Raw genomic sequence first — 23,731 nt, 5'->3', positions numbered from 1 at the left:
AGATTAGTTTTGGGTGCGATGCATCCGGAGGAATAGTTGATGAGCATCAATATCGGACCTGCGTCGAACGAAGAACTGCGGCCCCGCATTACCGTTATCGGGATCGGCGGTGCAGGCGGAAACGCGATCGCCAACATGATCGAAGCCGAAATCGAAGGCGTCGATTTCATCGTGGCAAATACGGATGCGCAGGCGCTCAATGCCTCGACCGCGGAAAAGCGGATCCAGCTCGGCCCGGAAATCACCGGTGGCCTGGGTGCCGGTGCACGGCCCGAAGTCGGCAAGGCGGCGGCTGAAGAAACCGTAGCCGAGATCGAAGATGCTCTCGAAGGCGTCAACATGGTCTTCATCGCGGCCGGCATGGGCGGCGGCACCGGTACCGGTGCGGCGCCCGTTATCGCCGAAGCTGCCCGCCGCAAGGGTGTTCTGACCGTCGGTGTCGTGACCAAGCCGTTCCTGTTCGAAGGCACGCGCCGCATGCGCGCTGCTGAATCGGGCATCGACGAACTGCAGAAGCATGTCGACACGCTGATCGTGATCCCGAACCAGAACCTGTTCCTGGTCGCGAAGGCGGAAACCACCTTCAAGGAAGCCTTCATGCTGGCGGACGAAGTCCTGCAGCAAGGTGTCCGTTCAATCACCGACCTCATGGTCATGCCCGGCCTCATCAACCTCGACTTCGCCGACGTGCGTTCGGTGATGAGCGAGATGGGCAAGGCGATGATGGGTACCGGCGAAAGCGAAGGCGAAAACCGCGCTCTCGAAGCTGCGGAACGCGCGATCGCCAACCCGCTGCTCGACGGTGTCAGCATGCAGGGCGCAAAGGGTGTAATCATCTCGATCATCGGCGGCGAGGACATGCGCCTGCTCGAAGTCGACGAAGCTGCAAACCACATTCGCGAACTGGTCGACGATGATGCGAACATCATCTGGGGTTCGGCGTTCAACCCTGACCTCGATGGCAAGATCCGCGTTTCTGTCGTCGCGACCGGCATCGATCACAGTGCTGTCGCCGGATCGTCGTCCAGCGCACCTGTGTCGCTCGGGGCTTCGCGTCCGCCGAAACGTCCGATCATTTCCTATTCGGAAGAGGAAAATGCCGCGCCTGAAACTTCGGGCGAGGAAGAGCCGCTGGAACTCGCCACCGAAATGGACGGCGAGCCGGAAGGCGATGCAGCACCTGCTCTCGAACCGCTTTCGGGTTTCGGTGACGAGGAAGAGGGTGAAGTAGAACCCTTCGACCTCACCGGCATGCAGGCAGGCGACGAAATGGGTGACGCCGACGATGACGATGTCGATGGCATCGTCGATCCGCTGGCAGGCCTGCGTAATGCCGAAAACGATCCCTACGCCGATCCGGCCGAAGGACTTCCGGAACCTGCCGCGGACAGCGGATACGGTAGCGCTGACGAAGGCGGTTATGGCGAAGGTGACGAAACGCTCGACCTGACGTCCGACATGGGCGCAGGCGGTGCAGGCGGCGCTCCTCAGGACGATCTCCTGGCCAATGCCGATAAACTGTCGAGTGAAGACGAACCTGTCGAACAGCCCCAGGGCGGTCGGCGCCGGAGCCTTCTGGGCGGTGGCGGAAGCGAGTCCGGCGGCGGTGCAGCCGGCGGAGGTGCTGCCGGCGGCAGCACGCTGTTCGAACGGATGGCAAACCTCTCGCGCGGCACCTCGGGTAGCGACGATGAAGACGAGGACGATGATGATGGCGATGCGGGTGGCTCGCTCAGCATCCCGCGCTTCCTGGGTCGCCAGAACAACCAGTAATCACGCCAGTAATCACGCCAGTAATCACAAGGGTAGAAACGCAGGCGCGTCCGGTTCGCTGATCTGAAGCGGCCTGGCGCGCCTGTGTGCCGTTAGACCCCGGTTCAGGCGCGTCAGGCTAGCCTGTGCAGGTGTTGCCAATTATGACCCGCTCCATGAATTTCCAGCATGTTCCGAAAGCGCTCCTGGCCGCGACGGCCCTGACAGCTGCGACCGTTCCAGCGATTCCGGCCTATGCCCAGTCGGGCGATGCGCCGGTATCGCGCGAAGTGGTCCAGCCGCTCCCGTCGCCAGATGTGCAGCGGCTCAATCGCGCGCTCAAGCGGCTAGCAACCAACTCCCGCGACCTCGGCGCACTGATCGATGCCGGAAATGCAGCGCTTGCTCTCAACGATCTCGATGCATCGATGGGGTTTTTCGGCCGGGCACAGGAATTGTCGCCCAGCAATGCCGATGCAAAGATGGGGATGGCGGCCATCTTCCTCCGATCGGAACGTCCGGTAGAGGCATTGCGCCTGTTCAGCGAGGCTGAGAAGTCCGGCGCCTCTCCGTCCGCAGTGCTGCCCGAACGCGGGCTGGCCTACGATCTCGTCGGCAATGGCTATGAAGCGCAGGCCAGCTATCGCGCCGCACTTGCGCGCGAAAACAATGACGAGATTGTCCGTCGGCTGGCGCTGAGCCAGGCGATCGCCGGAGACCGGGCAGGCTTCGAAGCGACCCTGCGGCCCTTGCTCGACAAGCGCGATTATGCCGCATACCGGACGCGTGCCTTTGGTCTCGCCATCCTGGGCGACGCGAAGGAAGCGCGGGCGATCACCGATGCCGTGATGCCGAAAGATCTGGCGAGCCGGATCGCGCCCTATCTCGATTACATGCCGCGCCTGACAAAGGCCCAGCAGGCGGCCGCGGCCAATCTCGGTATCTTTCCCCGCGCAGCACAGATCGGCCGCGATGATCCGCGAATTGCCCAATATGCCAGTTCTACGGCACCGGCTGCTGCTCAGGCTGGCGACAAGCTGGCTCCGCAAGGGGCGCCGCTCGGCAATCCCAAGCCCATCAGGTTGAAGAATACGAACACCAAGAGCGCCGCCAAGTCGAAGGGCAAGGCCGACAATACGGTCAAGGTGGCTGCCGCAACGCGGGTGGAGGCCATGCCGCCAGCCCAATCGGGCAGCAGGCTTGCCGCTGTCGCCCGCGAACAATCGCTTGCGCCGCCGCCACCGCAGCCGATGCAGCAGGCACCATCGGCAGAGGTCGTCACCGTCGTTGCTGCACCGCCAGCCAGCGCGCCGACCGAGGTCGTGCGTCCCGCAGTCTCTACCTTTGACCTCGCGCAAGTAAGTAGCGGGGAGCTTCCCCCTGTCGCCTCATCAGCGTCCAGCCTTCCTGCCGCACCTCCGCAGATGGCGCAGACGGCGCAGCGTTCCGAAGCCGTCCCGACAGTCCAGTCGGTGCCGGAACCGGCACCCAGTGTCGCCGACGCATTTGCCGATTTTACCGCCGGACCGACCACGCGCACGAATGCTGGAACAGGTGCTGTCGACATTACCGCGATCAAGGTGCCGCGCGAGAAACCGCCTGAACCACCGAAACCGGAAAAGCCGACCCACCCGAGCCGGATCTGGGTCCAGGTCGCCACGGGCAAGGAGCTTTCCGCGCTCAAGTTCGATTGGCGGCGTTTTTCCCGCCAGGCTCCCGAATTGCTTGGGGATTTCAAACCGCATGTGACCGCGTGGGGGCAGGCCAACCGTTTGCTCGCTGGTCCGGTGGCTTCCGATGCGGCCGCAAGGGATCTCGTCAAGGCGTTGAAGGGCAAGGACCTCGACGCCTTCACCTTCACGAGCCCCGAAGGCCAGGAAATCACAATTCTTCAGTAGGTTACAGGGTTTCCCCGGTTACTTGTTCACAAGCTTTGAACAAGCGAAATCGGTTCTCCCCAGCAGCCATCTTGCGTGCCATTGCTTTCCACCCTCGTGCCATTGCATCCAACGGGCAATGACGAAAGGCAACCCAATTCGATGAGAGTGCGCGAGCAGGAATATTCGGCTCAGGATGACGCCGGACCAGTGGATATGCTGGCTGCGCTGTTCGATGCGCGTGGGTGGCCGTGCGAAATCGTGTCCGAAGACGAGGTCACGGGCGAGGTGCAGGGAAGCTGGGCGAAATACCAGATCCGCGCGATCTGGCGCGGCGAGGACAATGTCCTGCAATTGCTCTGCCTGCCCGATATCCGGGTCGCCAGCCACAAGCGCGGCGAGGCCTACGAGCTTCTTTCGCTGGTGAACGAGCAGATGTGGCTCGGCCATTTCGACATCTGGTCGAACGGCGACGTGCTGCTGTACCGGCACGGCGCGCTGCTCGGCGATGACGGCATGCTGTCGCTCATGCAGGCGCAGGCGCTGGTCGAGACAGCGATCGACGAATGCGACCGGTTCTATCCCGCTTTCCAGTTCGTGCTGTGGGGCGACAAGACCCCGAAAGCCGCGCTCGAGAGCGCCATGGTGGACGCCGCCGGCGAAGCCTGAGAGGCTTGCCGTCAGGGCAATCCGGTCTAAGGATCGCCAGCATTCGCTGATTTCACGACAGGAGAACCATCGTGCCGCATTTTGAAAAAATGCTGATCATCGGATGCGGTAACATGGGCGGAGCCATGCTCGCAGGATGGCTTGCTGCTGGCGAGAGCGCGGCGAGGTTCACCGTGCTCGACCCGCAACTGGACGCTGCACCAGAGGGCGTCGAACTGATCCGCGATGCGTCCGAAGCGGGTTCGCACGATTGCGTCCTGCTCGGCTTCAAGCCGCAACAATTGGGTGCGATCGCCCCCGGCATACAGTCGCTGACCGGACCGGAAGTGACCGTGTTCTCCCTGCTTGCAGGCCTCGATCGCGCGACGCTCCGTGATGCTTTCCCCGCAGCGCACGCCCACGTACGTGTCATGCCAAACCTCGCATCGCGCATCGGCAAATCCCCGGTGATACTGTGCGAGAGCGGCCTGACGGAAAGCGAGAAGCCCGCGGCGCTCGACGTGTTCGGCAAGCTCGGGACGGCCCTGTGGCTGGATGACGAGCGCAAATTCGACATCGTCACGGCCCTTGCTGGATCGGGCCCCGGCTTCGTTTATCGCTTCATCGACGCGCTGGCATCTGCCGCAGTGAGCCTGGGGGTCGAACCGGACATGGCGGACAGCCTGGCGCTGGCAACGGTCGAAGGATCGGCCGCATTGGCGGCCGGTGCGGACATTTCTCCGGGCGAGCTGGCCGACCGCGTTGCGAGCCCCGGCGGGATGACGCGCGAGGGGCTGAATATCTTGGATGCCGATAACGCCTTGAAAAACCTCCTGGTCGAGACATTGCGCGCGACCGCGGACAAGGGCGCCGAATTGGGCAGGGGTGCAGCGAAACAGCCTTAACAGCTTGCACCGAATGCAAGCCGGTTTTCCTTGAATATCAGCGTTCCGGTTGCGATATATCCGGTACCGGCTTGTCGTCGCTCGGCGCCGGAAAGGAGTTTGAAATGGCTGATTGGAACGAACAGCAGCGTAGCCGACCGGGTTTCGGCACCGTCCCGCGCACGGGCGATCTCGCTTCTGGCGTCACCTTCGACGAGGGCCTGCGCAAGCATATGCTCTCCATCTACAACTACATGACATCCGGCGTCCTGCTGACAGGGATCGTCGCGCTGCTCACTGCGCGTTCGGGACTGGCATTGTCCTTTGCCAGCGGGCCGCTGATGTGGATCGTCGCCCTGTCGCCGCTCGCAATCGTTTTCGCGATGAGCTTTGGCGCAAACAAGTTCAGCAAGACCACGCTCCAGGCGATGTTCTGGGGCTTTGCGGTGCTGATGGGCCTCTCCCTGTCGACGATTTTCCTCGTCTACACGGGCTCGAGCATCGCTGCGACGTTCTTCGCCACGGCAGGTGCCTTCGCAGGTCTCAGCCTGTGGGGTTACACCACGAAGAAAGACATCTCGGGCTGGGGCAGCTTCCTGCTCATGGGCGTGATCGGCCTGATCATCGCAAGCGTGATCAACATGTTCCTGGGTTCGGGCACCATGTCGCTGGTCATCAGCTTCCTTGGTGTGCTGATCTTCGCAGGCCTCACCGCCTACGATACCCAGCGGCTGAAGACCGAGTACAGCTATTGCCGGGGCACTGAATTTGCGGGCAAGGCCGTCGTCCTCGGCGCGCTGAGTTTGTACCTCGACTTCATCAACATGTTCCTGTTCCTGCTGCGGTTCATGGGTTCGCGCGAGTAATTCCGCACCGATAATCGCAAGTACGAGTCAACTCGTCGATGCCCGGGCTGCCAATGGCGGTCCGGGCATTTTCTTTGCCGGAAACTAAGCGTAAGCTTTGACCTTCAGCTTGCGGCAAGGATGGGATGTGCACCCTGCCGCGATATGCGTATCGGGATTTGAAAGAGGAAGTACGATGGGAGCGGGTAACAGGGTCGGATTGAAGATCGTCACGGCGGCAATCGGGGCAGCGGCCCTGTCCGCGTGCGCAACGCCTCCGCCGCCTCCGCCACCGCCTCCGCCCCCTCCGCCGCCTGTTCGTGTGGTCATTCCGCCGAAACCCACGCCGCCTTCCGGCGCGGTTGCGGTCATGGCGATCCCCCAGATGGGCGCGAACGGCCTGCGCGATACGGTGAACAACAACATCACCGAAGCGCAAAGGCTGTGGAACCTGCGTTCGGGCCTCAACGTTGCTGCGCTCAACTGCCTGAGGGCAGAGCACGCGACGCTGGTCGACAATTACAAGACCATGCTGAACGCGCACAAGCGCGAGCTCGCTTCGACCAACACTGCGCTACAGAAGGAATACCGCAATCGCTATGGTGCGAGTTATCGCGACCAGCAGGATTCCTACATGACGCAGGTCTATAACTATTTCGCCCTGCCGCCGGCTCTGTCGGATTTCTGCGACGTCTCCTTGCAGGTCAGCAACGAGGTGATCCAGGTGCCCGCCGGACAACTCGGCACATATGCGCAAAGCGCCCTGCCGCGCATGGAAGCGGTGTTCGAAAACTTCTTCCGCGCTTACGAGCAATACCGCGTGAACCTCGCCGCGTGGACCGAGGCTTATGGTCCCAAGACGGTAACGACGGTGCGGACCTATGGCGCGGTGGGCGATCCTGCCACGACCATGCTCCAGGGTACCTACAGCCCGCCGGAAACCGCAGTAACCTACACGCCTGTCGCAAGCACGGCAGCGCAGGGCCAGTCGGACCTGACGGCGCCGGTCAACATGGGGGCGCAGCCGCAGATCCAGTTCGTCACCGGGACGGGCGAGCCAGCCGGCAGCGACGAGGTTACCCAGCCGTCGCAGCCCAGCGGACCTGCGCCGCAGTTCGTGTCGCAGCCAGTGGTCCAGACGGAAGAGAAGGACGAGGCCAACCGCGGCAATTGACGCGGATTGGCCCGGGCTTCGGGCTTCACCCGACATTCAATCCTGCCCTCACGCTTGTGTCCTGCCACGCCCGTGGCTAGGGGCGATTTCGCGCATCGGTAACGGGAATGCGGTGCGGATGGTTCGCCATCCCATTCCGCAGCTGTCCCTGCAACTGTAAGCGGAGAGCGTCCGGCTCTTTTATGCCACTGGGCCTTGCCCGGGAAGGCTTGCCGGATGTGTCGACCCGTGAGCCAGGAGACCGACCGGAGCGCGTCGCTCTTGCCCGGCTCAGGGATTGGCCAGGCGCGAAACCTTTCGTCTGAGCGACGTAAGCGGGCAGCTCCGGGGATGGTCCTCGTGGCGCCTGTCGCTTGAGACGGGAGTATCACCGACGTGAAGAAATGCCTTTTACTGGGTGCGGGCCTTGCCGGGCTCGCCCATACTGTGCCGGTTTCCGCGCAGGAGAATGAAGAGAACGTCTGCTATATCGTCGGGGGCGAGCAGGGCGAAGAGCAGCTGCTTTGCTATCCCGGCAAACGTATTCTCGTTTCCGGAAGCCGCTCTGGTGCTGTGCGATTGCAGGATTTCACCGGTGCTGGCACCGTCCTTGAAACCGAGACGCTGGAGCAGCGCCAGGTCCGCGATGTCGCCGACATCCTCCGCGATACTCCGGGCGTTGCCGTCACCAGTACCCCGGGACAGACCCAGCTTCGCCTTCGTGGGGCAGAGGCGAACCACGTCATGGTGCTGGTCGACGGGATCGAAGTGTCAGACCCGTTCGCCGGCGAGTTCGACATGGGAACGCTGCAGGCTGAAATCGGATCGCGGATCGAGGTGGTGCGCGGCCCGCAAAGCGCGCTCTACGGCTCGGATGCGATCGGCGGCGTCGTGTCATACCAGACCGCCCCGGGATATGTAGCGAGCGGCCTGAGGGCATTTGTCGAAGCCGGTACGAACGGTAGGCTCAACGGCTCGGCGCGCGCTGGCCTGGGCGATGCAGTCCGCAATCTTGCGCTGTCGGCGACAGTCGTAAGCACCGATGGCGAGCCCAATGCCCGCGGCGGTGCGCGCAATATCGGCCGCGACAGCTATACCCTGTCGGCAAATGGCGGGATCGAGGCGAGCGACATCCTGCACCTGCGCGCCGTGGGCCGCTTCACAAGGACGACCGGCGATTACAACGACCAGGATTACGACCCGAGCAGCCCGACATTCGGCATGGTGATCGACACCCCCGGCGTGCGCTATGAGAACGACGCGCTCTATGCGCTCGTCGGCGCAAGGCTTGCGACAATGGATGATCGCTGGACCCACGATCTGTCGGCACAGGTCGCGGACATCCGCCGCGATACCTTCGGACCGTTCGGGCGCACCTCGGGGAACGACGGCCAGCGACTGAAGGCTTCCTATGTCAGTGCGTTTGCCTTTGGCGAGGGGCCTGAAAGGCATTCGCTGACCTTCGCCGCTGAATGGGAGAAGGAACGCTACCGCAACGACGACCCCTATGGCTCGGCATTTTCCGATTGGCGCTCGATCGAGAATACCGGCCTCGCAGCCGAATATCTCTTTGCTTCGGACAGCATCGATTTCTCGCTCGCCGTCCGCCACGACATCAATTCGCGTTTCGCGGATGAAACCACCTACCGCATTGGCGGCGGCTACGATCTGTCCGCGGGTACGCGAATCCGGGCGAGCTATGGCAGCGGCATCAAGAACCCGGGCTTCTTCGAACTGTTCGGTTATTTCGACGGGCAATTCATCGGCAATGCCGATCTTAAGCCCGAAAAGTCGGAAGGCTGGGAGGTCGGCCTCGATCAGAAGCTTCTGGACGGCGCCGTGCAACTTTCGGCGACTTGGTTCGATAGCGAGCTGAAGGACGAAATCTACACCACCTATCCGGCGCCGGACTATGTTGCGACGCCCGCCAACCGCGACAGCGTTTCCAGCCGCAAGGGGCTGGAACTGAGCGGAAAGGCGAAGCTCGCCAGCAATATCACGCTCGACCTCGCCTACACCTGGCTCGATGCAAAGGAAGACGGGGTCGAGGAAGTCCGCCGTCCGGGCAACATCGCCTCGGCTATTCTGGGATGGGTGGCTCCCGACGACGCGGCGAGTGCGACCCTGATCGTGCGCCACAATGGGGCAACCGACGATCTCGCCTTCACCGATCCCAGCTACATTCCGGTAATCGAAAGGCTGGACGCATTTACGCTCGTCAATCTGGCGGGTGAGGCGCGGTTGAACGACCGCCTGCGCCTCTTCGGACGTATCGAGAACCTGTTCGACGAACGCTACGAACAGGTGTTCAGCTTCGTATCTCCTGGCCGGCAGGTGGTTGCAGGAATACGCGCAGAGTTTTGAGGCGCGCTCTAATCCTCTCGCAATTTGACGAGGAAATGCATAGGTGGGCGCCATGCATTTCCTCGATCAAGCCAAGATCTATCTGAAATCGGGCGCTGGCGGCCCCGGCGCGGTGAGTTTTCGCCGCGAAAAATATGTCGAATACGGCGGTCCTGACGGCGGCAACGGCGGCAAGGGCGGCGACATCGTGTTCGAAGCCGTTGCCGGCCTCAACACGCTGATCGACTTCCGTTACACCCAGCATTTCAAGGCGAAGCGCGGCGAACACGGGCAGGGCAAGGATCGCACAGGTGCATCTGCCCCCGATCTCGTGATCAAGGTGCCCGTCGGCACGCAGGTCCTTTCCGAAGACCGCGAGGAAGTGCTCGCCGACTTCACCGAGGTCGGCCAGCGCGAGGTTTTCCTCGAAGGCGGCCTCGGCGGCCGCGGCAATGCCAGCTACAAATCGGCCACCAACCGGGCGCCGCGCCAGCACCAGCCGGGCATTCCAGGTGAAGAAATGTGGGTGTGGCTGCGGCTCAAGCTGCTCGCCGATGTCGGCCTCGTTGGCCTGCCGAATGCGGGCAAATCGACCTTCATCAACCAAGTTTCCAATGCCAAGGCGAAGGTCGGCCATTACGCCTTTACGACGCTGATCCCCAAGCTGGGCGTGGTGCATCACAAGGGGCGCGAATTCGTGCTGGCGGACATCCCCGGCCTGATCGAAGGGGCAGCGGACGGCGCCGGTATCGGCGACCGCTTCCTCGGCCATATCGAACGTTGCCGCGTCCTGATCCACCTGATCGATATCTCCGGCACCGGGGACCAGGACCCGGCAGAAGCGATGCGCATCGTCGAAGAGGAATTGGCGGCATACGGGGGTGGCCTCGATGACAAGCCGCGCCTCGTCGTGCTCAACAAGCTCGATCTTGCCGACAAGGAACTGGCCGAAGGGTTCGCTGAAGAACTGCAGGAAGCCGGCGCTGACAAGGTTTTCATGGTCTCTGGCGCAACCGGCGAAGGCATCGAACAGCTGATGGACGCCGTGCTGCAATACCTGCCGGAGCGGACTTCGACCGAAACCAAGGGCAACGAGGTCGAGGATATGGCCGAAGAGAACGCAGACGACTGGTCGCCGCTGGATTGACGAGGGCGGGGCTAAGAAAAACCTCGTTCCCGAAAGGGTCCAAATCCGGCTAAGGACGCTTTCGATGCGAAGCCTTGCCGATCTTCATCAATGTCGCCGCCTCGTCGTGAAGGTCGGTTCTGCCTTGCTGGTCGAGCAGGGGCAGCCTCGCGTGGACTGGCTCGACAGGCTGGCAAGCAACCTCCACTCGCTACGGACGCAGGGGATCGAGCTTATCGTGGTCAGTTCTGGGGCCATCGCCCTGGGTGCTGCGAAACTCGGCCTGCCCGACGGCGGACGGCGCAACCTTGCCGATGCACAGGCCGCTGCTGCGGTAGGCCAGATCGAGCTTGCGCGGCTCTGGTCGAACAGCTTCGCAGGTTTTGAGATGACCGCGGCGCAGATGCTGCTGACGCTCGAGGACCTGGAAGATCGCAGGCGTTACCTCAATGTTTCGGCGACCGTGGAAAGGCTCATCGAAACCGGCGCCGTTCCCGTCATCAACGAAAACGACAGCGTTGCGACCGAGGAAATTCGGTTCGGCGACAACGACCGGCTGGCAGCACGCGTCGCGCAGGCTGCGGGTGCAGACGCAGTGTTGCTGTTGTCCGATGTCGCAGGCCTTTTTGATCGCGACCCGCGCGATGAAGCTGCGCAATTGGTCCCGACAGTCGATGGGATCACGCCCGACGTGCTGGCAATGGCGAGCTCGTCCTCGTCCTCGGGACTTGGCTCGGGCGGAATGGCTTCGAAACTGCGCGCCGCACAGATTGCCGAGCGCGCCGGGATCACGCTCGCGATTATCGACGGCACCCAGGAATCGCCCATCGCCAATGCGGTTGCTGCCAATTGCGGCACGGTGTTCCTGCCACAGCGCACCGATGGTGCCCGCAAGGCATGGCTCGGCGGACGGTTGGCGCCCAAGGGGACGCTTCGGGTCGACGAAGGCTGCGCGACTGCGCTGAAGGGCGGGGCGAGCCTGCTTGCGGCGGGAGTGGTCGGCATTTCAGGCGCGTTCCAGCGCGGTGACCTCGTGCGTATCCTGACCATGCGCGGCGAGGAACTGGCCCAGGGCCTTGCCGAATACGATGCCGACGAAGTGCAGTCGATTGCCGGGAAACGAGCGGAAGACCAGGCGCAGCGGCTGGGATATGCTCCGCGCAGCGCGGTCGTCCATCGCGATCACATGGTGTTGCTGTGAGCGAAGCCACGCCAATCGCGATTACAGGCGGCACCGGCTTCGTCGGTCAGGCCGTGCTGGATGCAGCCGGGCATGCCAGCCTGCCGGTGCTCGCACTGGCGCGCAAAGTACCGTCAGACCCGCGAAACGGAGTGGACTGGATCCAGGGCGATCTGGGCGATGCGGCCGCACTCGACCGCCTGACCGGAGACGCAAAGGCGATCATCCACATTGCAGGTCTGACCAACACGCCCGATCCGGCAAAATTCGCCGACGTGAATGTCGAAGGGACGCGGCGTGTCATCGAGGCAGCCCGCAATGCCGGGGCAAAGCGGCTGGTCTTCGTATCCTCGCTTTCCGCGCGGGAGCCGGGGCTGTCGCTCTACGGCGCGTCCAAGGCCGATGCCGAAAAACTGGTCGAGGATAGCGGTCTGGACTGGACGATCATCCGCCCGCCCGGCGTCTATGGACCCCGCGACACCGACTACCTCGAGATGTTCCGCACGGCGAAGATGGGCTTCGTCCCGCTGCCACCGCGCGGCGCGAGTTCGATCATCCATGTCGATGACCTTGCGAACCTTCTGCTGACGCTCGTCGATGCACAACCGGCCCTGGTGCGCCGCCGGATATTCGAGCCTGACGATGGCCGCGTCGGGGGCTGGGCGCACAAGGAGCTTGCTGCCGCGATCGGCGATGCCGTGGGGCGACGCGTGTTCGCGCCGCATCTGCCACGCCCGGTGATGGACATTGCGGCCTGGCTGGACCGGATGGCCCGCGGTAACAAGGCGAAGCTGACCGCCGACCGCGTCGGATACATGGCTCATCCCAACTGGGTCGCCAGATCCGATCGTGCAGTGCCGGGCGCAGTGTGGACGCCCGAAATATCGGGTGAGACCGGGTTGAAGCATACGGCCGAATGGTATCGGCAACACGGCTGGCTCTGAACTGAAAGAACCGCTTCCGTTTCCCACTTCGCAACGTTCGGCGTAAGGTCGCGCGGGATCGCGAGTCGCAATGGCGGTAACAGCCGCCTGTTCGAGTCACGATAAGGGGAAAATCATGAAAAAAATCATAGCCTTGGCCGTTCTGGCTGCCGTCTCCGCATGCTCGGAGACCGAGACTGCACCCGACGCTGCCGCAACCGAAGAAGTCGCTGCCGCCGAAACTGCGGAAGTCATGGCTGCCGATGGCGGACCGGCTTACGGCAATTTCCGTGTTACACGGGCAGACGGCACCGTCATCATGGAAGACGTCCGCGAAGACGGAACCTGGACTGCAACCATGGCCGACGGCACCACGGAAACGGGGACCTGGGTCCAGAAGCCCGGCGAATACTGCACCACCGACGACAAGGAAGGTGCAGTCGAGAAATGCCATCCCGAAAAGATCGACGAGAATGGCGTTTGGGTGTCGACCGATCCGGACGACGGAACGACGGTCACTGTCGAACGCATCGAAGCGACTGCAGAATAACTGGACCTGATTGTGCGGGGGGTGCCGATGGCGCTCCCCGTCGATCCTACAGGAACGGTTCGTAGCCGGGCGGCAGGTCGCCTTCTTCACCCGAGGGCGTATGGATGCCGCATTCGGTCTTGTCCCATCCGGACCACCGGCCCGCACGCGGGTCTTCGCCCTCTGCGACAGGGCGGGTGCACGGCGAGCAACCGATGGACGGGAAGCCCCGCTCCACCAGTGGATGGCGTGGCAGTTCATGCAAGCTCATGTAGGCGGCGATATCTTCCGCCTTCCAGTCGATCAGCGGATTGATCTTGAGCCGCCCCTGAGCGTCGGAAGTATCGATCTCGAAACGGGGCAGGTTGGCCCGGGTCGAGGACTGGAAAGCCTTTCTCCCGGTGAAACTGGCATCGTATTTCGCCAGCGCCTTCGCCAGCGGCTTTACCTTGCGCAATTCGCAGCATCCGTCTGGGTCGTATGACCAGCGAAGGCCGGACTCGTCGCGCATTTCAAGCTCGGCGAGGCAAGGGTGCAGGTTGACGAGGTTCTTGAGGCCGAGTCGGTCGACAAGTTCGTCCCGATAGGCGAGCGTTTCGGGAAAGTGCTTGCCCGTATCGAGGAACAGCACCGGCACTCCGGGGTCGACCTGTGCAATCAGGTGCAGCAGGACCGCGCTTTCCGCACCGAAGCTCGATACTATGGCGAGGTCGCCGGCGAGGTCGTCCTTGATGACGGCCTCGAGCATTTCCTCGGTCCCCATGCCGCGAAACATGCGATTGAGACGCACTGCATCGTGGTCTGTGAAGCGCGGACCTGTGTCGATGCGGTCCGCCTCGCGCAGGTTCGACGCCGATTCAGGCATGGCGACGCGCCCAGATGGGTTTTTCCGCATCGGCAGCCGCCTGGTAGGCGTAGGGCCAGCGCTCGAGTGCCGCCTGGACATCGCTTTCGTCCAGCGGTTTGTCGGGTGCAAAGGCATCGAAACCGCAGCGGCGCATGTAGGCTACCTGGTCGACCAGCACATCGCCGACCGCACGCATCTCGCCATCGTATCCGGCTTCGCGCAGGATCCGCGCAGCAGAATAGCCGCGCCCGTCGCCGAACACCGGGAAATTGATTTCGACTAGCCGCAACCGGTCCAGATGCGGGATCAGAGCGCGTGCGTCGTCGCCCGGTTCGATACGGACAGCAGCGGCATTGCTCTGGTCGAGAAAGGCATCGACCGTCACCTGCGCATGATCGGCGACCTCGTCGTCCCGAAACCGGAACTGGACGTCGTCAGGGCTGGTGCCAGCGATATTGGCGGCGTTGTGGTCAGCCATAAATAGCCTCCTTGAATGGATCCATTCCGATGCGGCGATAGGTATCGAGGAAACGCTCGCCGTCGGTCCGCTGCGCGAGATAGACGTCGGTCGCCTTCTCCACCGCTTCGACGATCCCGTCCTCGTCGAAACCGGGGCCGGTGATCTTGGCCAGGCTCGTGTCCTCGGCCTCGCTGCCGCCGAGCAGGAGCTGGTAGTTTTCCTTGCCCTTCTTATCGACGCCGAGGATGCCGATGTGGCCCGCGTGGTGGTGGCCGCAAGCATTGATGCAGCCAGAGATCTTGAGCTTCAGCGCGCCGAGTTCACCGGTCCGGCCGCTGGATGCGAAGCGTTCGGAAATCTTCTGCGCCAGCGGGATCGAGCGGGCGTTGGCAAGGCTGCAATAATCGAGCCCGGGACATGCGATGATGTCCTCGATCGTGTCGAGATTGGGAGCGCCGAGGCCAGCTTCCTCTAGCGCGGTCCACAGCGCGTGCAGGTCGGCAATCTTCACATGCGGCAGCACGATGTTCTGCGTGTGCATGACGCGCAATTCATCGAAGCTGTACTCCTTCGCCAGATCGGCCATCAGGTGCATCTGCTGTGACGTCGCATCGCCGGGAATGCCGCCAACAGGTTTCAGGCTGATCACGGCGCTGACATAACCTGCAGCCTTGTGCGCAACGGTGTTGCGATCGACCCACAAGGCGAAATCGGGGTCCGTGCGATCCAGCTCTGCGCTCAAGCCGCTTTCAAATGCCGGGTCTGCGAAATAGCCGGCAATCCGCTCGAGTTCGGCCAATGGCGGCTCGATGCCCTGATCCAGCAGGTGGGCGAATTCTTCCTCGACCTGGCGGGTGTATTCCTCTGCGCCCATTTCATGGACGAGGATCTTGATACGGGCCTTGTACTTGTTGTCGCGGCGGCCGTGGCGGTTGTAAACGCGCAGGCATGCCTCTGCATAAGTGACCAGCTGGTCGACCGGCACGAACTCGCGAATGCAGGGTGCGATCATCGGGGTACGGCCCATGCCGCCGCCGACGTAGAATGCCGCTCCGACGACTCCATCGCGTTTCACGATCTGGATACCGATGTCGTGCAGCCGCATCGCTGCGCGGTCGCTGTCGGATGCGATCACGGCAATCTTGAACTTGCGCGGCAAGTACATGAATTCCGGATGGAAGCTGGACCACTGGCGCAGCAACTCGGCATAGGGACGCGGGTCGGTCACTTCGTCCGCCGCAGCCCCGGCGAAATGGTCAGAGCTGATGTTGCGGATGCAGTTGCCGCTGGTCTGGATCGCATGCATTTCGACCGTCGCGAGGTCGGCAAGGATGTCGCCGGCATCTTCCAGCTTGATCCAGTTGTACTGGATATTCTGGCGCGTGGTGAAGTGCCCGTAACCGCGGTCGTACTTGTCGGCGATATCGGCAAGCATGTGCATCTGGCGGGAATCGAGCGTGCCATAGGGGATGGCGACCCTCAGCATATAGGCGTGCAGCTGCAGATAGAGGCCGTTCATCAGCCGCAGCGGCTTGAACTGGTCTTCGGTCAGCTTGCCTTCGATGCGTCGGCGCGCCTGGTCGCGGAATTCTTCCACGCGCGCGTCAACCATCGCCTGGTCGTATTTGTCGTAAGCGTACATCAGATCACCCAGTTGCCGATGTCGGGATCGGCGGGTTTGAGAGTGAGGTCGGGACGGACAGTCGGGCCAAGCGCCCTGATCCGGTCCTTGATATGAAGGGGGCGGACACGGTCGCCCTGTTTCTCGGCCTCGATCGCGAACGGTACGTTGACGCGGCGCGAGGATTCCTCGCGGCTGGCGATTTCGTCGGCACGGTCTCCGACGTCGACGGCATCGTCGACATAGAGCGACCAGCCCGTTCCGTCCCACCAGACGACAGCGCCTGATTTGAGGTCATTACCGGTAAGAATTTTCATCGAACCGCCTCCATAGCGATACGGGTAAGGGCGGGATCGTCCGCCCGGCTATTGCGCGAAGCGACCTCGCCGATCACGATCAGGGCGGGGCTGGAAACACGCTCGTGCGAGACCATTTCCGGCAGCCCAGCAAGGCTTGACCGCAACACGCGCATCTGCGGACGCGCGGCGTTTTCGATCACGGCGATGGGCATGTCTGGGGCAAGCCCGTCTGCCATCAGTTTTTCCGCGATCTGCGGCGCGGTTTTCACGCCCATATAGATGACGAGCGTCCTTCCCTTGCCGGCAAGTCCGGTCCAGTCCTGATCCGTCAGTCCCTTGCACTGGCCCGCGACGAACGAGACGATGGAAGAAGCTTCGCGGTGCGTCAGCGAGAGCTGCGCCGCTGCGGCCGCTCCGTTCGCGGCGCTGATGCCCGGAACGATCTCGACCTTCACGCCTGCGGCACGTGCTGCCTCGGCTTCCTCTCCGCCGCGTCCGAATATCATCGGATCGCCGCCCTTGAGGCGCACGACATCGCGCCCGGCAAGCGCTTCGCGCACCAGCAGCGCGTTGATCTCTTCCTGCGGCAGGGTGTGCTTCGAACGCTTCTTGGCGACCGAAACCAGCTCTGCATCAGGCCGCGCGAGAGCGAGGATGGATGGATCGACAAGACCATCGTGAACGATGATCGCGGCGCTTTCTATCAGGCGCGCCGCCCGCAATGTCAGCAGGTCCGGGTCGCCCGGCCCAGCGCCGACGAGATAGATGGTGCCACTATTTTTCATGCCGCCTTATTCAGGGCACGGGCGGGATTCCGCTAACGAGAATGGCTCGCAGGTCTAGTAGTTTGCATTTTGAAATTGCCGCTACTCGGTATGGTAGGAGCGATTTCAGAAGCGCAGGTATCCGATATGGAAGCTAGCCTTTGCTGCGCTTTTCCTCACGCGCGGCGAGCGCTTCGATCAGTCGTTCGAACTGTTCATTGTTCCGCAGGTTGAGATCGCGCTGCGGGAACGGGATTTCGACGTCGTTTTCCTTGAACAGTCGCCACAGGTTCTTGAGCACCGCCGAACGGACGTTGCCGACGCCTTCTTCGGGATCGTCGATCCAGACCTGGATAACGAAATTGACCGAACTGTCGCCATATTCGCTCAGCCAGACTGTCGGCGGCGGCGCCTTGAGCACGCGGTCGCAACCCTTGGCCGCTTCCAGCATCAGCTTTTCCGCAGCGTCGAGATCGGCGTTGTAGCTGACGCCGACGGGGACCTGCATGCGCACGTTCTTCGACGAATATGACCAGTTTTCGACCTGGTTGATCATCAGGTTCTCGTTCGGGATCAGGTATTCGCGCTGGTCGCGCGTCGTCACCGAAACCGCGCGAATGCCGATCTTGCGGATCTGACCGAAGCTTTCGTTTCCGGCCATGTCGGTCACGGCGATCACGTCGCCCGGCTTGATCGACTTGTCCATCAGCAGGATGATGCCGGCGATCAAATTACCGAATGTCTTCTGCAGGCCGAAACCGATGGCCAGGCCGAATGCGCCGGAAAACAGCGCGAGCGCGGTAAGGTCGATCCCGAGCAGGTCGATGCCAAGGAAAAATGCGGCTGCCCAGACGGCGATCGTCAGCAGCTTTTCCGCCAGCAATTGCTGGGTGGAATCGAGCTTGGTGATCCTCTTGAGAAAAGATTTGGCCAGCTTGCTGCCGATCCAGGCGAGCGTGATGACCAGCACGATGATGCCGATGGTGACGATGCCGTCCCACACCGAAATACGCATATGACCGATGCTGACGGCCATGTTGTCCAGCGTCTCGACGATGCCCGCTGCGGTTTCGCTCTTGGCAGCGACCGCTTCCTTCAGCCCTTGCGCTGCCTCGATCTGTTCCTCGGGCGGGGCAGGTTCGGCAAGGCTCCACACCTGGCCCGGCGGCAGAGCCTCTGGCGATGCGCTGGCGGCGCTTTCAGGTGTGGTCGTGGTGGTCATGAAATTCCCGTTGCAGCCAATCCTTGTTCGAGGTCCGCGATCAGGTCCTGCGGATCCTCGAGACCTATCGATAGGCGAATGCCCAGCCTATCGCCAGTCTCGGCATTTTCCGGAGGCCAGGCCATGACGCTGCGCATCGAAGGCGGGTCGAACGGAATGGCGAGACTTTCGAACCCGCCCCAGCTGTATCCGATCCCGAACAGTTGCAGCGCATCGATCAGCTTCGCACGCTGTTCCTCGCTCGCCCCTTTCAGGACGAAGCTGAACAGGCCGCAGCCACCGCTGAAATCGCGCCGCCACAACTCGTGGCCCGGTGCACCCGGCAGCATGGGGCAGAGAACCTGCGCAACCTCGGGACGCGAGGCGAGCCAGTTGGCAACTGCCACCGCGTTCTCGCTCGATTGCTTCAACCGCACCCCCATGGTGCGAAGCCCGCGCAGGGCGAGCGATGCGTCGTCGGGCGATACCACCTGTCCCAGTTGCTGGCTGGTGATGCGAAGGCGTTTGTACAACGCCTCGCCAGCGGTGGCAGAACCCATCATCAGGTCCGAGTGGCCGCCGACATGTTTCGACAGGCTCATCACCGAAATATCGCAGCCGTTACCGAGCGCCGCGAAGCCGAGCGGGCTGGCCCAGGTATTGTCGAGCAGGCTGACCGCGCCTTTCTCCCTCGCGATACGGGCAAGTTCCGGCACGTCGCACACTTCCATCGTCAGGCTGCCCGGGTTTTCCAGCCAGACCGCTTTCGTCCGCTCGCAAAAGGCGCCGCGATAGGATTCGATGTCGAGCGGGTCGAAGAAGCGGTGTTCGACACCCCATCGTGACAGCAGGCCGGTCGCCATCGCCCGCGTCGGTTCGTAGGCATTGTCTGTCACCAGCAGGGCATCGCCCGGCTCGAGCACAGCCATAAGCGCGCCCGCGATTGCCGCGACACCGCTGGGGTACAATACAGTACCTGCAGCGCCCGGTTCGATCTCGGTCAGTGCTTCGGCCAAAGACCACTGGGTCGGGCCGCCGCGGCGACCGTAATAGAAGCGGCCATCCTCGTTCTTGGGCCCACCCGCCTTGCGAGATGCTTCGTCGGGATAGAGATGCGTGCTGGCGCGCCACACCGGGGGATTGACCACCGGGCCCGTCCATTCGGGTCGGCGGCCTGCCCCTACCAACCGGGTAGCTGGGCGATTGTTCTTGGAATTGTCGGTCATTCGGTGGTTCGCGCCTTGGGTGTGGTCGGATCGCTGCCCCAGTCGCTCCAGCTGCCGTCGTAGAGCGCCCAGTCGTCATGGCCGATCAGGTGTAATGCGAAAAGCAGGACGCTGGCTGTCACGCCGCTGCCGCAGGTGGCTGTGACCGGCCTGCTCAGATCGATGCCTGCATTGCGGAAGGCCCGCTCGATCTCTGGAAGCGGTTTGTAGGTGCCATCCTCGTTGAAGAGGGTGGCGAAATGCAGATTGCACGATCCGGGAATGTGACCTGACGGAAGGTTGTGCACCGTGTCTTCGAATGCCCCGGTGAACCGTCCTGCATCGCGCGCATCGACCACTTCTTCTGACTTGCTTTCGATATTGGCGAGCATGTCGGTCTTGAAGCGTATACCTGTCGGCTGCGGGTAGCTCGATTGCTCTGCCGTTTCGAAAACTGCCTCGCCGCTTTCGAGCGGACGGCCTTCTGCCTTCCACTTGGCGAGGCCGCCATCGAGGATCGCAACATTCTCGCGCCCGAACGCACGGCACATGAACCATGCCCTGGCCGAGGTTTTCACTGCTGAATCTTCGTAGAAGACGATGCTATCGCCCGGGCTTACCCCTGCCGCTGCAAGAACGGATGCGAATTGTTCGGGCCGCGGAAATGCCGAGGGGACTGGTGAAGTGTCGTCGATGAGAGCCCCGAGGTCGAAGAAGCGCGCACCGGGGATATGGCTGTCGAGGAATTCTGCGCGCCCGTCGCGGCCCGCAGCCGGCAAATGCCTGCTGGCGTCGAGCACGACGAGATCGGGTGACCCGATCTGGCCGGCTAGCCATTGTGTGCTGACGAGACTGTCCATGCAGCGGACCTAGCCGCGCGCCGCGCCTGCGTCGAGAGGGGCGTCGAGAGGGCGTCGAGAAGAGTGTCGCGTCTCAGGCGAGCGCGCGTGCCCTGACGCCCTGATAACCGCCCGGCGGCCCCTCGAGCGAAAGCGGCAACAGCTTGCCGCCCGACATGCCGCTCGAAATACCGGCCATGAAGGTCTGCACCTTCGTTTCGGCAGCAGGCGCTTCGGCGCGAACGCGGATCAGCGGCACCAGCATCGGGTGTTGGCCGCGATAAATCGGTGAAACCTGCTGCATCGGCAGCTGCACCGTGCCCCTGAGGGTCCTGGTCTGGTGCGGACCGATCCGGTCGATGGTTTCGACCAGCGGAAGCGAAGTTGCGTCATTGGCGAGTTGCGCTTCGGTAGGCGCACCGGCGCGTGCAGTGGTCAGGTCGGCGTGGATTGCCAAGTCGCGCAATGCGCGGTCCGAACGGTTGGATACCGTCAGGTGATAGCGGATCGTCAGCATCATGACCGACCGCGTCACGCCCTCGACCTCGAGCTCAAGCTCGTAGCGCAGTTTTTCTCCTGCAAGACCGGCAAGCATGGCTTCTCCGGCGGCAGGGACTATCGGTTTTTCGATCAGCGGAGGCGGGGCAAGCGCGGCGCGGCGCTGCCAGGCAATCCAGCCTCCGGCTATCGCGAGGAGGCCCGCCAGCACCCCGATGATCCAGCCCCAGGGAAAACCGCCCTCGGCATCGGCTTCCTGCTGCACAGGAGCAATCGAGGCGGTAGGAGCGGGATCGACCTGCGTTGTGATGCTTTCGACCGGCGCCGATGGGGTCGAAGATGGCAGCGTGTCGGCCGGGATTAACTGCGGCGAAGGTACGACACGCGGAGAGGGCTCACCCGTCGGAGCCGTTGTTGCGCGAGTCGTGGGCGTGGCTGTGCGCGGCTGGGCCGGTGCGGTTCCTGTGGGCTGCGCACTCGGCGTCGGTCGCGGAGCGGTGGTCGGCGCTGCGGTAGGTGCGCTCGTCGGGGTCGGCGTCGGCGTCGGCGTCCGACGCGTAAGGTCGCGCGGGCGGACAGGCACGACGCCTGAATCGTCCACCGGCCCTTCGACATCGGGCGTGGAAGTCGGGTTGGGCGGCAGCTTGAACGAGCTCGCGCCAACAGGGCTCGCAGCGAGTGCAAGTGCAGAAATAAGGAGGGTCGAAACGGTGCGCATGAACTGGATTTGGGTGCAAAAGCGGACTGCGCGCTGAATAGGCTCTGAATTCGCCGCGTCCAGCCAATCTCTTGCTAATGACGTCACTTCGCGGCAACAGCGCGGCATGAGCGACACACCTGAAACTCTCCACCTCGGCCAGACCAGCGCGCTTCCGGCTTCACCTGAAGAAGCGCAGCTCGATTATCCGGCAAACCCGCGCAAGGGATCGCTTTATCTCGTGCGCTTTGCGGCCCCCGAATTCACCTCTCTGTGCCCGGTGACCGGCCAGCCCGATTTTGCCCATATCGTGATCGATTACGCGCCCGGCGACACGATCGTCGAATCCAAGAGCCTGAAGCTGTTTCTCGGCTCGTTCCGCAATCATTCCGGATTTCACGAGGATGTGACGGTCGGGATCGGCCAGCGTCTGGTCGAAGAGATGAAGCCGAAATGGCTCAGGATCGGCGGCTATTGGTATCCGCGCGGCGGCATCCCCATCGACGTATTCTGGCAGACCGGCGCTCCGCCCGAAGGGCTCTGGGTGCCGGACCAGGGCGTGGCGAGCTATCGCGGCCGCGGCTGAGCGATAGGCAGATTGTTTGAAAAATGGTGCCGGCTGCGGGACTCGAACTCGCGACCTGATGATTACAAAAAGGGGAAGGCTGCGTCAGCCACGGCTAATCATGGTCAGTTAGGCGCTCGCGGGTCAGTAAAACCACGACATTCAAGGCAATCAGCGTCAGCAGACGGCAGCTAAGGATAGCGGCCGTTCGGTGTCTGGCGCGGTGCTCGCAATGGAGAATGTCGAACATGGCCGTGACCAAACTGACCGAAGCCCGCATCCGAGATTTGCCGCTCGGGTCGGGCATTCACAGAGACACCGAGGTGAAGGGCCTCATGGTGATCTGCCACAAGACCACAAAGTCCTATGCCTGCCAGGGCGACGTGAGACGCAATGGTCGTCACGTCCGAACGGTTCGGGTCAAGATCGACCGGGTGGACAGGATTGGGCTGCGTGAAGCCCGCAACCGCGCCCGCGTTCTGATGAGCCAAATACAAAGCGGCATCGACCCGACCGATGGACCCGATGAGACAGGCATCACTCTGGCCAAGGCACTCGACACCCATATCGAAGAAAAGAGCCCGAGGCCCGCGACCGAGGAGGGTTACCGCTACCACCTCGACCGCTATCTCAAGAATTGGAAGAATAAGGCCGTGGCCGACATTTCTCGCCAGATGGTGAGAGACCTCTTTGCAGAGTTGAAAAGGAAGCACGGTGAGCCCACGGCAGCTTCGGTTATGCGCACCCTAAGGGCAATCATCAACACGGCGATGAGGGCCGATGAGACGCTTGTGGCCAACCCGGTTGCCGCTCTTCACGTGCCGCAAACCAAGCGACGGAAGGTCGAACGACTGGACCTGGCCAAGTGGTGGGAGAAGGTAATGCGGCTTAGCCCCGCTCGCCGTGACCTGCATGTGGCAATGCTGCTCACAGGTGCTCGCCGTTCGTCCATCTTGAATGTCCGAAGGGAAGACGTGGACATTGAGCGACAGTCGGTCACGTTCACCCATATGAAGACGTCAGATGACCCGTTGACCCTTCCGATAGGGCACCGGCTGGCGGCGATCTTGCGGGCAAGGCTGGAAGCAGACAGACCTCTCAATAGCGAGTGGTTGTGGCCATCGCCGACGAGCAAGAGCGGCCATATACAGGAGCCGAAAGAGAAAGGGCTGCCGAGCCCGCATGAATACCGCCACCATGCTCGAACGCTCTATATTGAGGCTGGGGTGCCATATGCCGAGAGTGCGCTTCTGCTTGGCCAGAGGCTTCCGGGTGCGTCGGGCGGCTACGTCCATGCCGAACACCTCGTCGAGCACTTGCGTGGCCACGCACAGCGTCTCGAAGACCTCGTCTTCGGCGCAGGCGAGAGCAAGTTCACCGAATTGCCGAATGGCTGTCTGATTGACCCGGTGGGCTTTAGATTGCCGTCGCCTGCCTAACCACCATGATCGGAGCCGGAGCACTGCTCCTCCGGC

The 23,731-nt window shown here is 62.6% G+C and carries 22 protein-coding genes and 1 riboswitch; of the genes, 13 read left to right on the top strand and 9 right to left on the bottom strand.

The genetic code is table 11. The features are described 5' to 3' along the window. Window positions 1-39: 39 nt before the first annotated feature. From ftsZ to AMC99_RS09025, 11 genes are all read left to right on the top strand, one after another. Window positions 40-1,773, top strand: coding sequence for a cell division protein FtsZ (gene ftsZ, locus AMC99_RS09075; RefSeq protein WP_061925738.1), 1,734 nt, complete (start codon window positions 40-42; stop codon window positions 1,771-1,773). A 155-nt stretch (window positions 1,774-1,928) separates the two neighbouring features. Beyond that, a complete protein-coding gene (locus AMC99_RS09070; protein WP_061925735.1) occupies window positions 1,929-3,650 on the top strand; it encodes a tetratricopeptide repeat protein in 1,722 nt (573 codons plus the stop codon). Between the two features lie 141 nt (window positions 3,651-3,791). After that, window positions 3,792-4,298 carry a type III secretion system chaperone family protein gene (locus tag AMC99_RS09065; protein ID WP_061925732.1) on the top strand — a complete coding sequence of 169 codons (507 nt, stop codon included), beginning with the start codon at window positions 3,792-3,794 and terminating at the stop codon, window positions 4,296-4,298. Window positions 4,299-4,369: 71 nt separating this feature from the next. Beyond that, window positions 4,370-5,182: a pyrroline-5-carboxylate reductase family protein gene (locus AMC99_RS09060; protein ID WP_232301358.1), complete on the top strand. Its 813-nt coding sequence runs from the start codon at window positions 4,370-4,372 to the stop codon at window positions 5,180-5,182. A 104-nt stretch (window positions 5,183-5,286) separates the two neighbouring features. Continuing rightward, entirely contained in the window at window positions 5,287-6,027 is a 741-nt protein-coding gene (locus AMC99_RS09055; RefSeq protein WP_061925727.1) for a Bax inhibitor-1/YccA family protein, read from the top strand. Between the two features lie 175 nt (window positions 6,028-6,202). Then, complete coding sequence (locus AMC99_RS09050; protein ID WP_198143508.1) at window positions 6,203-7,180, top strand: hypothetical protein; 978 nt, start codon at window positions 6,203-6,205, stop codon at window positions 7,178-7,180. A gap of 79 nt (window positions 7,181-7,259) precedes the next feature. Next, window positions 7,260-7,444, top strand: a riboswitch (cobalamin riboswitch). A 111-nt stretch (window positions 7,445-7,555) separates the two neighbouring features. After that, complete coding sequence (locus AMC99_RS09045; protein WP_061925720.1) at window positions 7,556-9,523, top strand: TonB-dependent receptor plug domain-containing protein; 1,968 nt, start codon at window positions 7,556-7,558, stop codon at window positions 9,521-9,523. 52 nt (window positions 9,524-9,575) lie between these two features. Then, complete coding sequence (gene cgtA, locus AMC99_RS09040) at window positions 9,576-10,649, top strand: Obg family GTPase CgtA (protein ID WP_061925717.1); 1,074 nt, start codon at window positions 9,576-9,578, stop codon at window positions 10,647-10,649. Window positions 10,650-10,713: 64 nt separating this feature from the next. Beyond that, window positions 10,714-11,829 carry a glutamate 5-kinase gene (gene proB, locus AMC99_RS09035; RefSeq protein WP_061925714.1) on the top strand — a complete coding sequence of 372 codons (1,116 nt, stop codon included), beginning with the start codon at window positions 10,714-10,716 and terminating at the stop codon, window positions 11,827-11,829. Beyond that, window positions 11,826-12,752 carry an NAD-dependent epimerase/dehydratase family protein gene (locus tag AMC99_RS09030; RefSeq protein WP_061925711.1) on the top strand — a complete coding sequence of 309 codons (927 nt, stop codon included), beginning with the start codon at window positions 11,826-11,828 and terminating at the stop codon, window positions 12,750-12,752. Before proB ends, AMC99_RS09030 begins: the two co-directional genes overlap by 4 nt. 115 nt (window positions 12,753-12,867) lie before the next feature. Continuing rightward, window positions 12,868-13,281 (top strand): hypothetical protein, encoded by a 414-nt coding sequence (locus AMC99_RS09025; RefSeq protein ID WP_061925708.1) that lies wholly within the window; start codon window positions 12,868-12,870, stop codon window positions 13,279-13,281. A gap of 46 nt (window positions 13,282-13,327) precedes the next feature. On the opposite strand, the gene AMC99_RS09020 is transcribed toward AMC99_RS09025, so the two are convergent. From AMC99_RS09020 to AMC99_RS13995, 9 genes are all read right to left on the bottom strand, one after another. Further along, entirely contained in the window at window positions 13,328-14,125 is a 798-nt protein-coding gene (locus tag AMC99_RS09020) for a phosphoadenylyl-sulfate reductase (RefSeq protein WP_061925705.1), read from the bottom strand. Then, a complete protein-coding gene (locus AMC99_RS09015) occupies window positions 14,118-14,585 on the bottom strand; it encodes a DUF934 domain-containing protein (RefSeq protein WP_061925703.1) in 468 nt (155 codons plus the stop codon). The genes AMC99_RS09020 and AMC99_RS09015 overlap by 8 nt, the downstream gene beginning before the upstream one ends. Beyond that, entirely contained in the window at window positions 14,578-16,209 is a 1,632-nt protein-coding gene (locus AMC99_RS09010; protein ID WP_061925700.1) for a nitrite/sulfite reductase, read from the bottom strand. The genes AMC99_RS09015 and AMC99_RS09010 overlap by 8 nt, the downstream gene beginning before the upstream one ends. Beyond that, a complete protein-coding gene (locus tag AMC99_RS09005) occupies window positions 16,209-16,505 on the bottom strand; it encodes a DUF2849 domain-containing protein (protein ID WP_061925697.1) in 297 nt (98 codons plus the stop codon). The genes AMC99_RS09010 and AMC99_RS09005 overlap by 1 nt, the downstream gene beginning before the upstream one ends. Further along, the gene (gene cobA, locus AMC99_RS09000) at window positions 16,502-17,272 is read right to left on the bottom strand and encodes a uroporphyrinogen-III C-methyltransferase (RefSeq protein ID WP_061925694.1); all 771 of its coding nucleotides are present in this window, start codon (window positions 17,270-17,272) and stop codon (window positions 16,502-16,504) included. Before cobA ends, AMC99_RS09005 begins: the two co-directional genes overlap by 4 nt. Before the next feature lie 133 nt (window positions 17,273-17,405). Continuing rightward, a complete protein-coding gene (locus AMC99_RS08995) occupies window positions 17,406-18,473 on the bottom strand; it encodes a mechanosensitive ion channel family protein (RefSeq protein ID WP_061925691.1) in 1,068 nt (355 codons plus the stop codon). Continuing rightward, on the bottom strand, window positions 18,470-19,678 hold the full coding sequence (metC, locus tag AMC99_RS08990) for a cystathionine beta-lyase (RefSeq protein ID WP_061925688.1): 1,209 nt from the start codon (window positions 19,676-19,678) through the stop codon (window positions 18,470-18,472). Before metC ends, AMC99_RS08995 begins: the two co-directional genes overlap by 4 nt. Next, complete coding sequence (locus AMC99_RS08985; RefSeq protein WP_061925685.1) at window positions 19,675-20,517, bottom strand: sulfurtransferase; 843 nt, start codon at window positions 20,515-20,517, stop codon at window positions 19,675-19,677. The genes metC and AMC99_RS08985 overlap by 4 nt, the downstream gene beginning before the upstream one ends. 73 nt (window positions 20,518-20,590) lie before the next feature. Continuing rightward, on the bottom strand, window positions 20,591-21,712 hold the full coding sequence (locus tag AMC99_RS13995; protein ID WP_157058291.1) for a hypothetical protein: 1,122 nt from the start codon (window positions 21,710-21,712) through the stop codon (window positions 20,591-20,593). A gap of 106 nt (window positions 21,713-21,818) precedes the next feature. Here AMC99_RS13995 and queF point away from each other — a divergent pair, with 106 nt between their 5' ends. Further along, entirely contained in the window at window positions 21,819-22,277 is a 459-nt protein-coding gene (gene queF / locus AMC99_RS08970) for a preQ(1) synthase (protein WP_061925678.1), read from the top strand. A 227-nt stretch (window positions 22,278-22,504) separates the two neighbouring features. Next, window positions 22,505-23,695, top strand: coding sequence for a tyrosine-type recombinase/integrase (locus AMC99_RS08965; protein ID WP_157058290.1), 1,191 nt, complete (start codon window positions 22,505-22,507; stop codon window positions 23,693-23,695). Window positions 23,696-23,731 lie beyond the last annotated feature (36 nt).

Source organism: Altererythrobacter epoxidivorans, from assembly GCF_001281485.1.
In the GTDB taxonomy this organism is placed as follows: Bacteria; Pseudomonadota; Alphaproteobacteria; order Sphingomonadales; family Sphingomonadaceae; genus Erythrobacter; species Erythrobacter epoxidivorans.
This window is presented reverse-complemented; position numbering and strand designations above follow the sequence as displayed.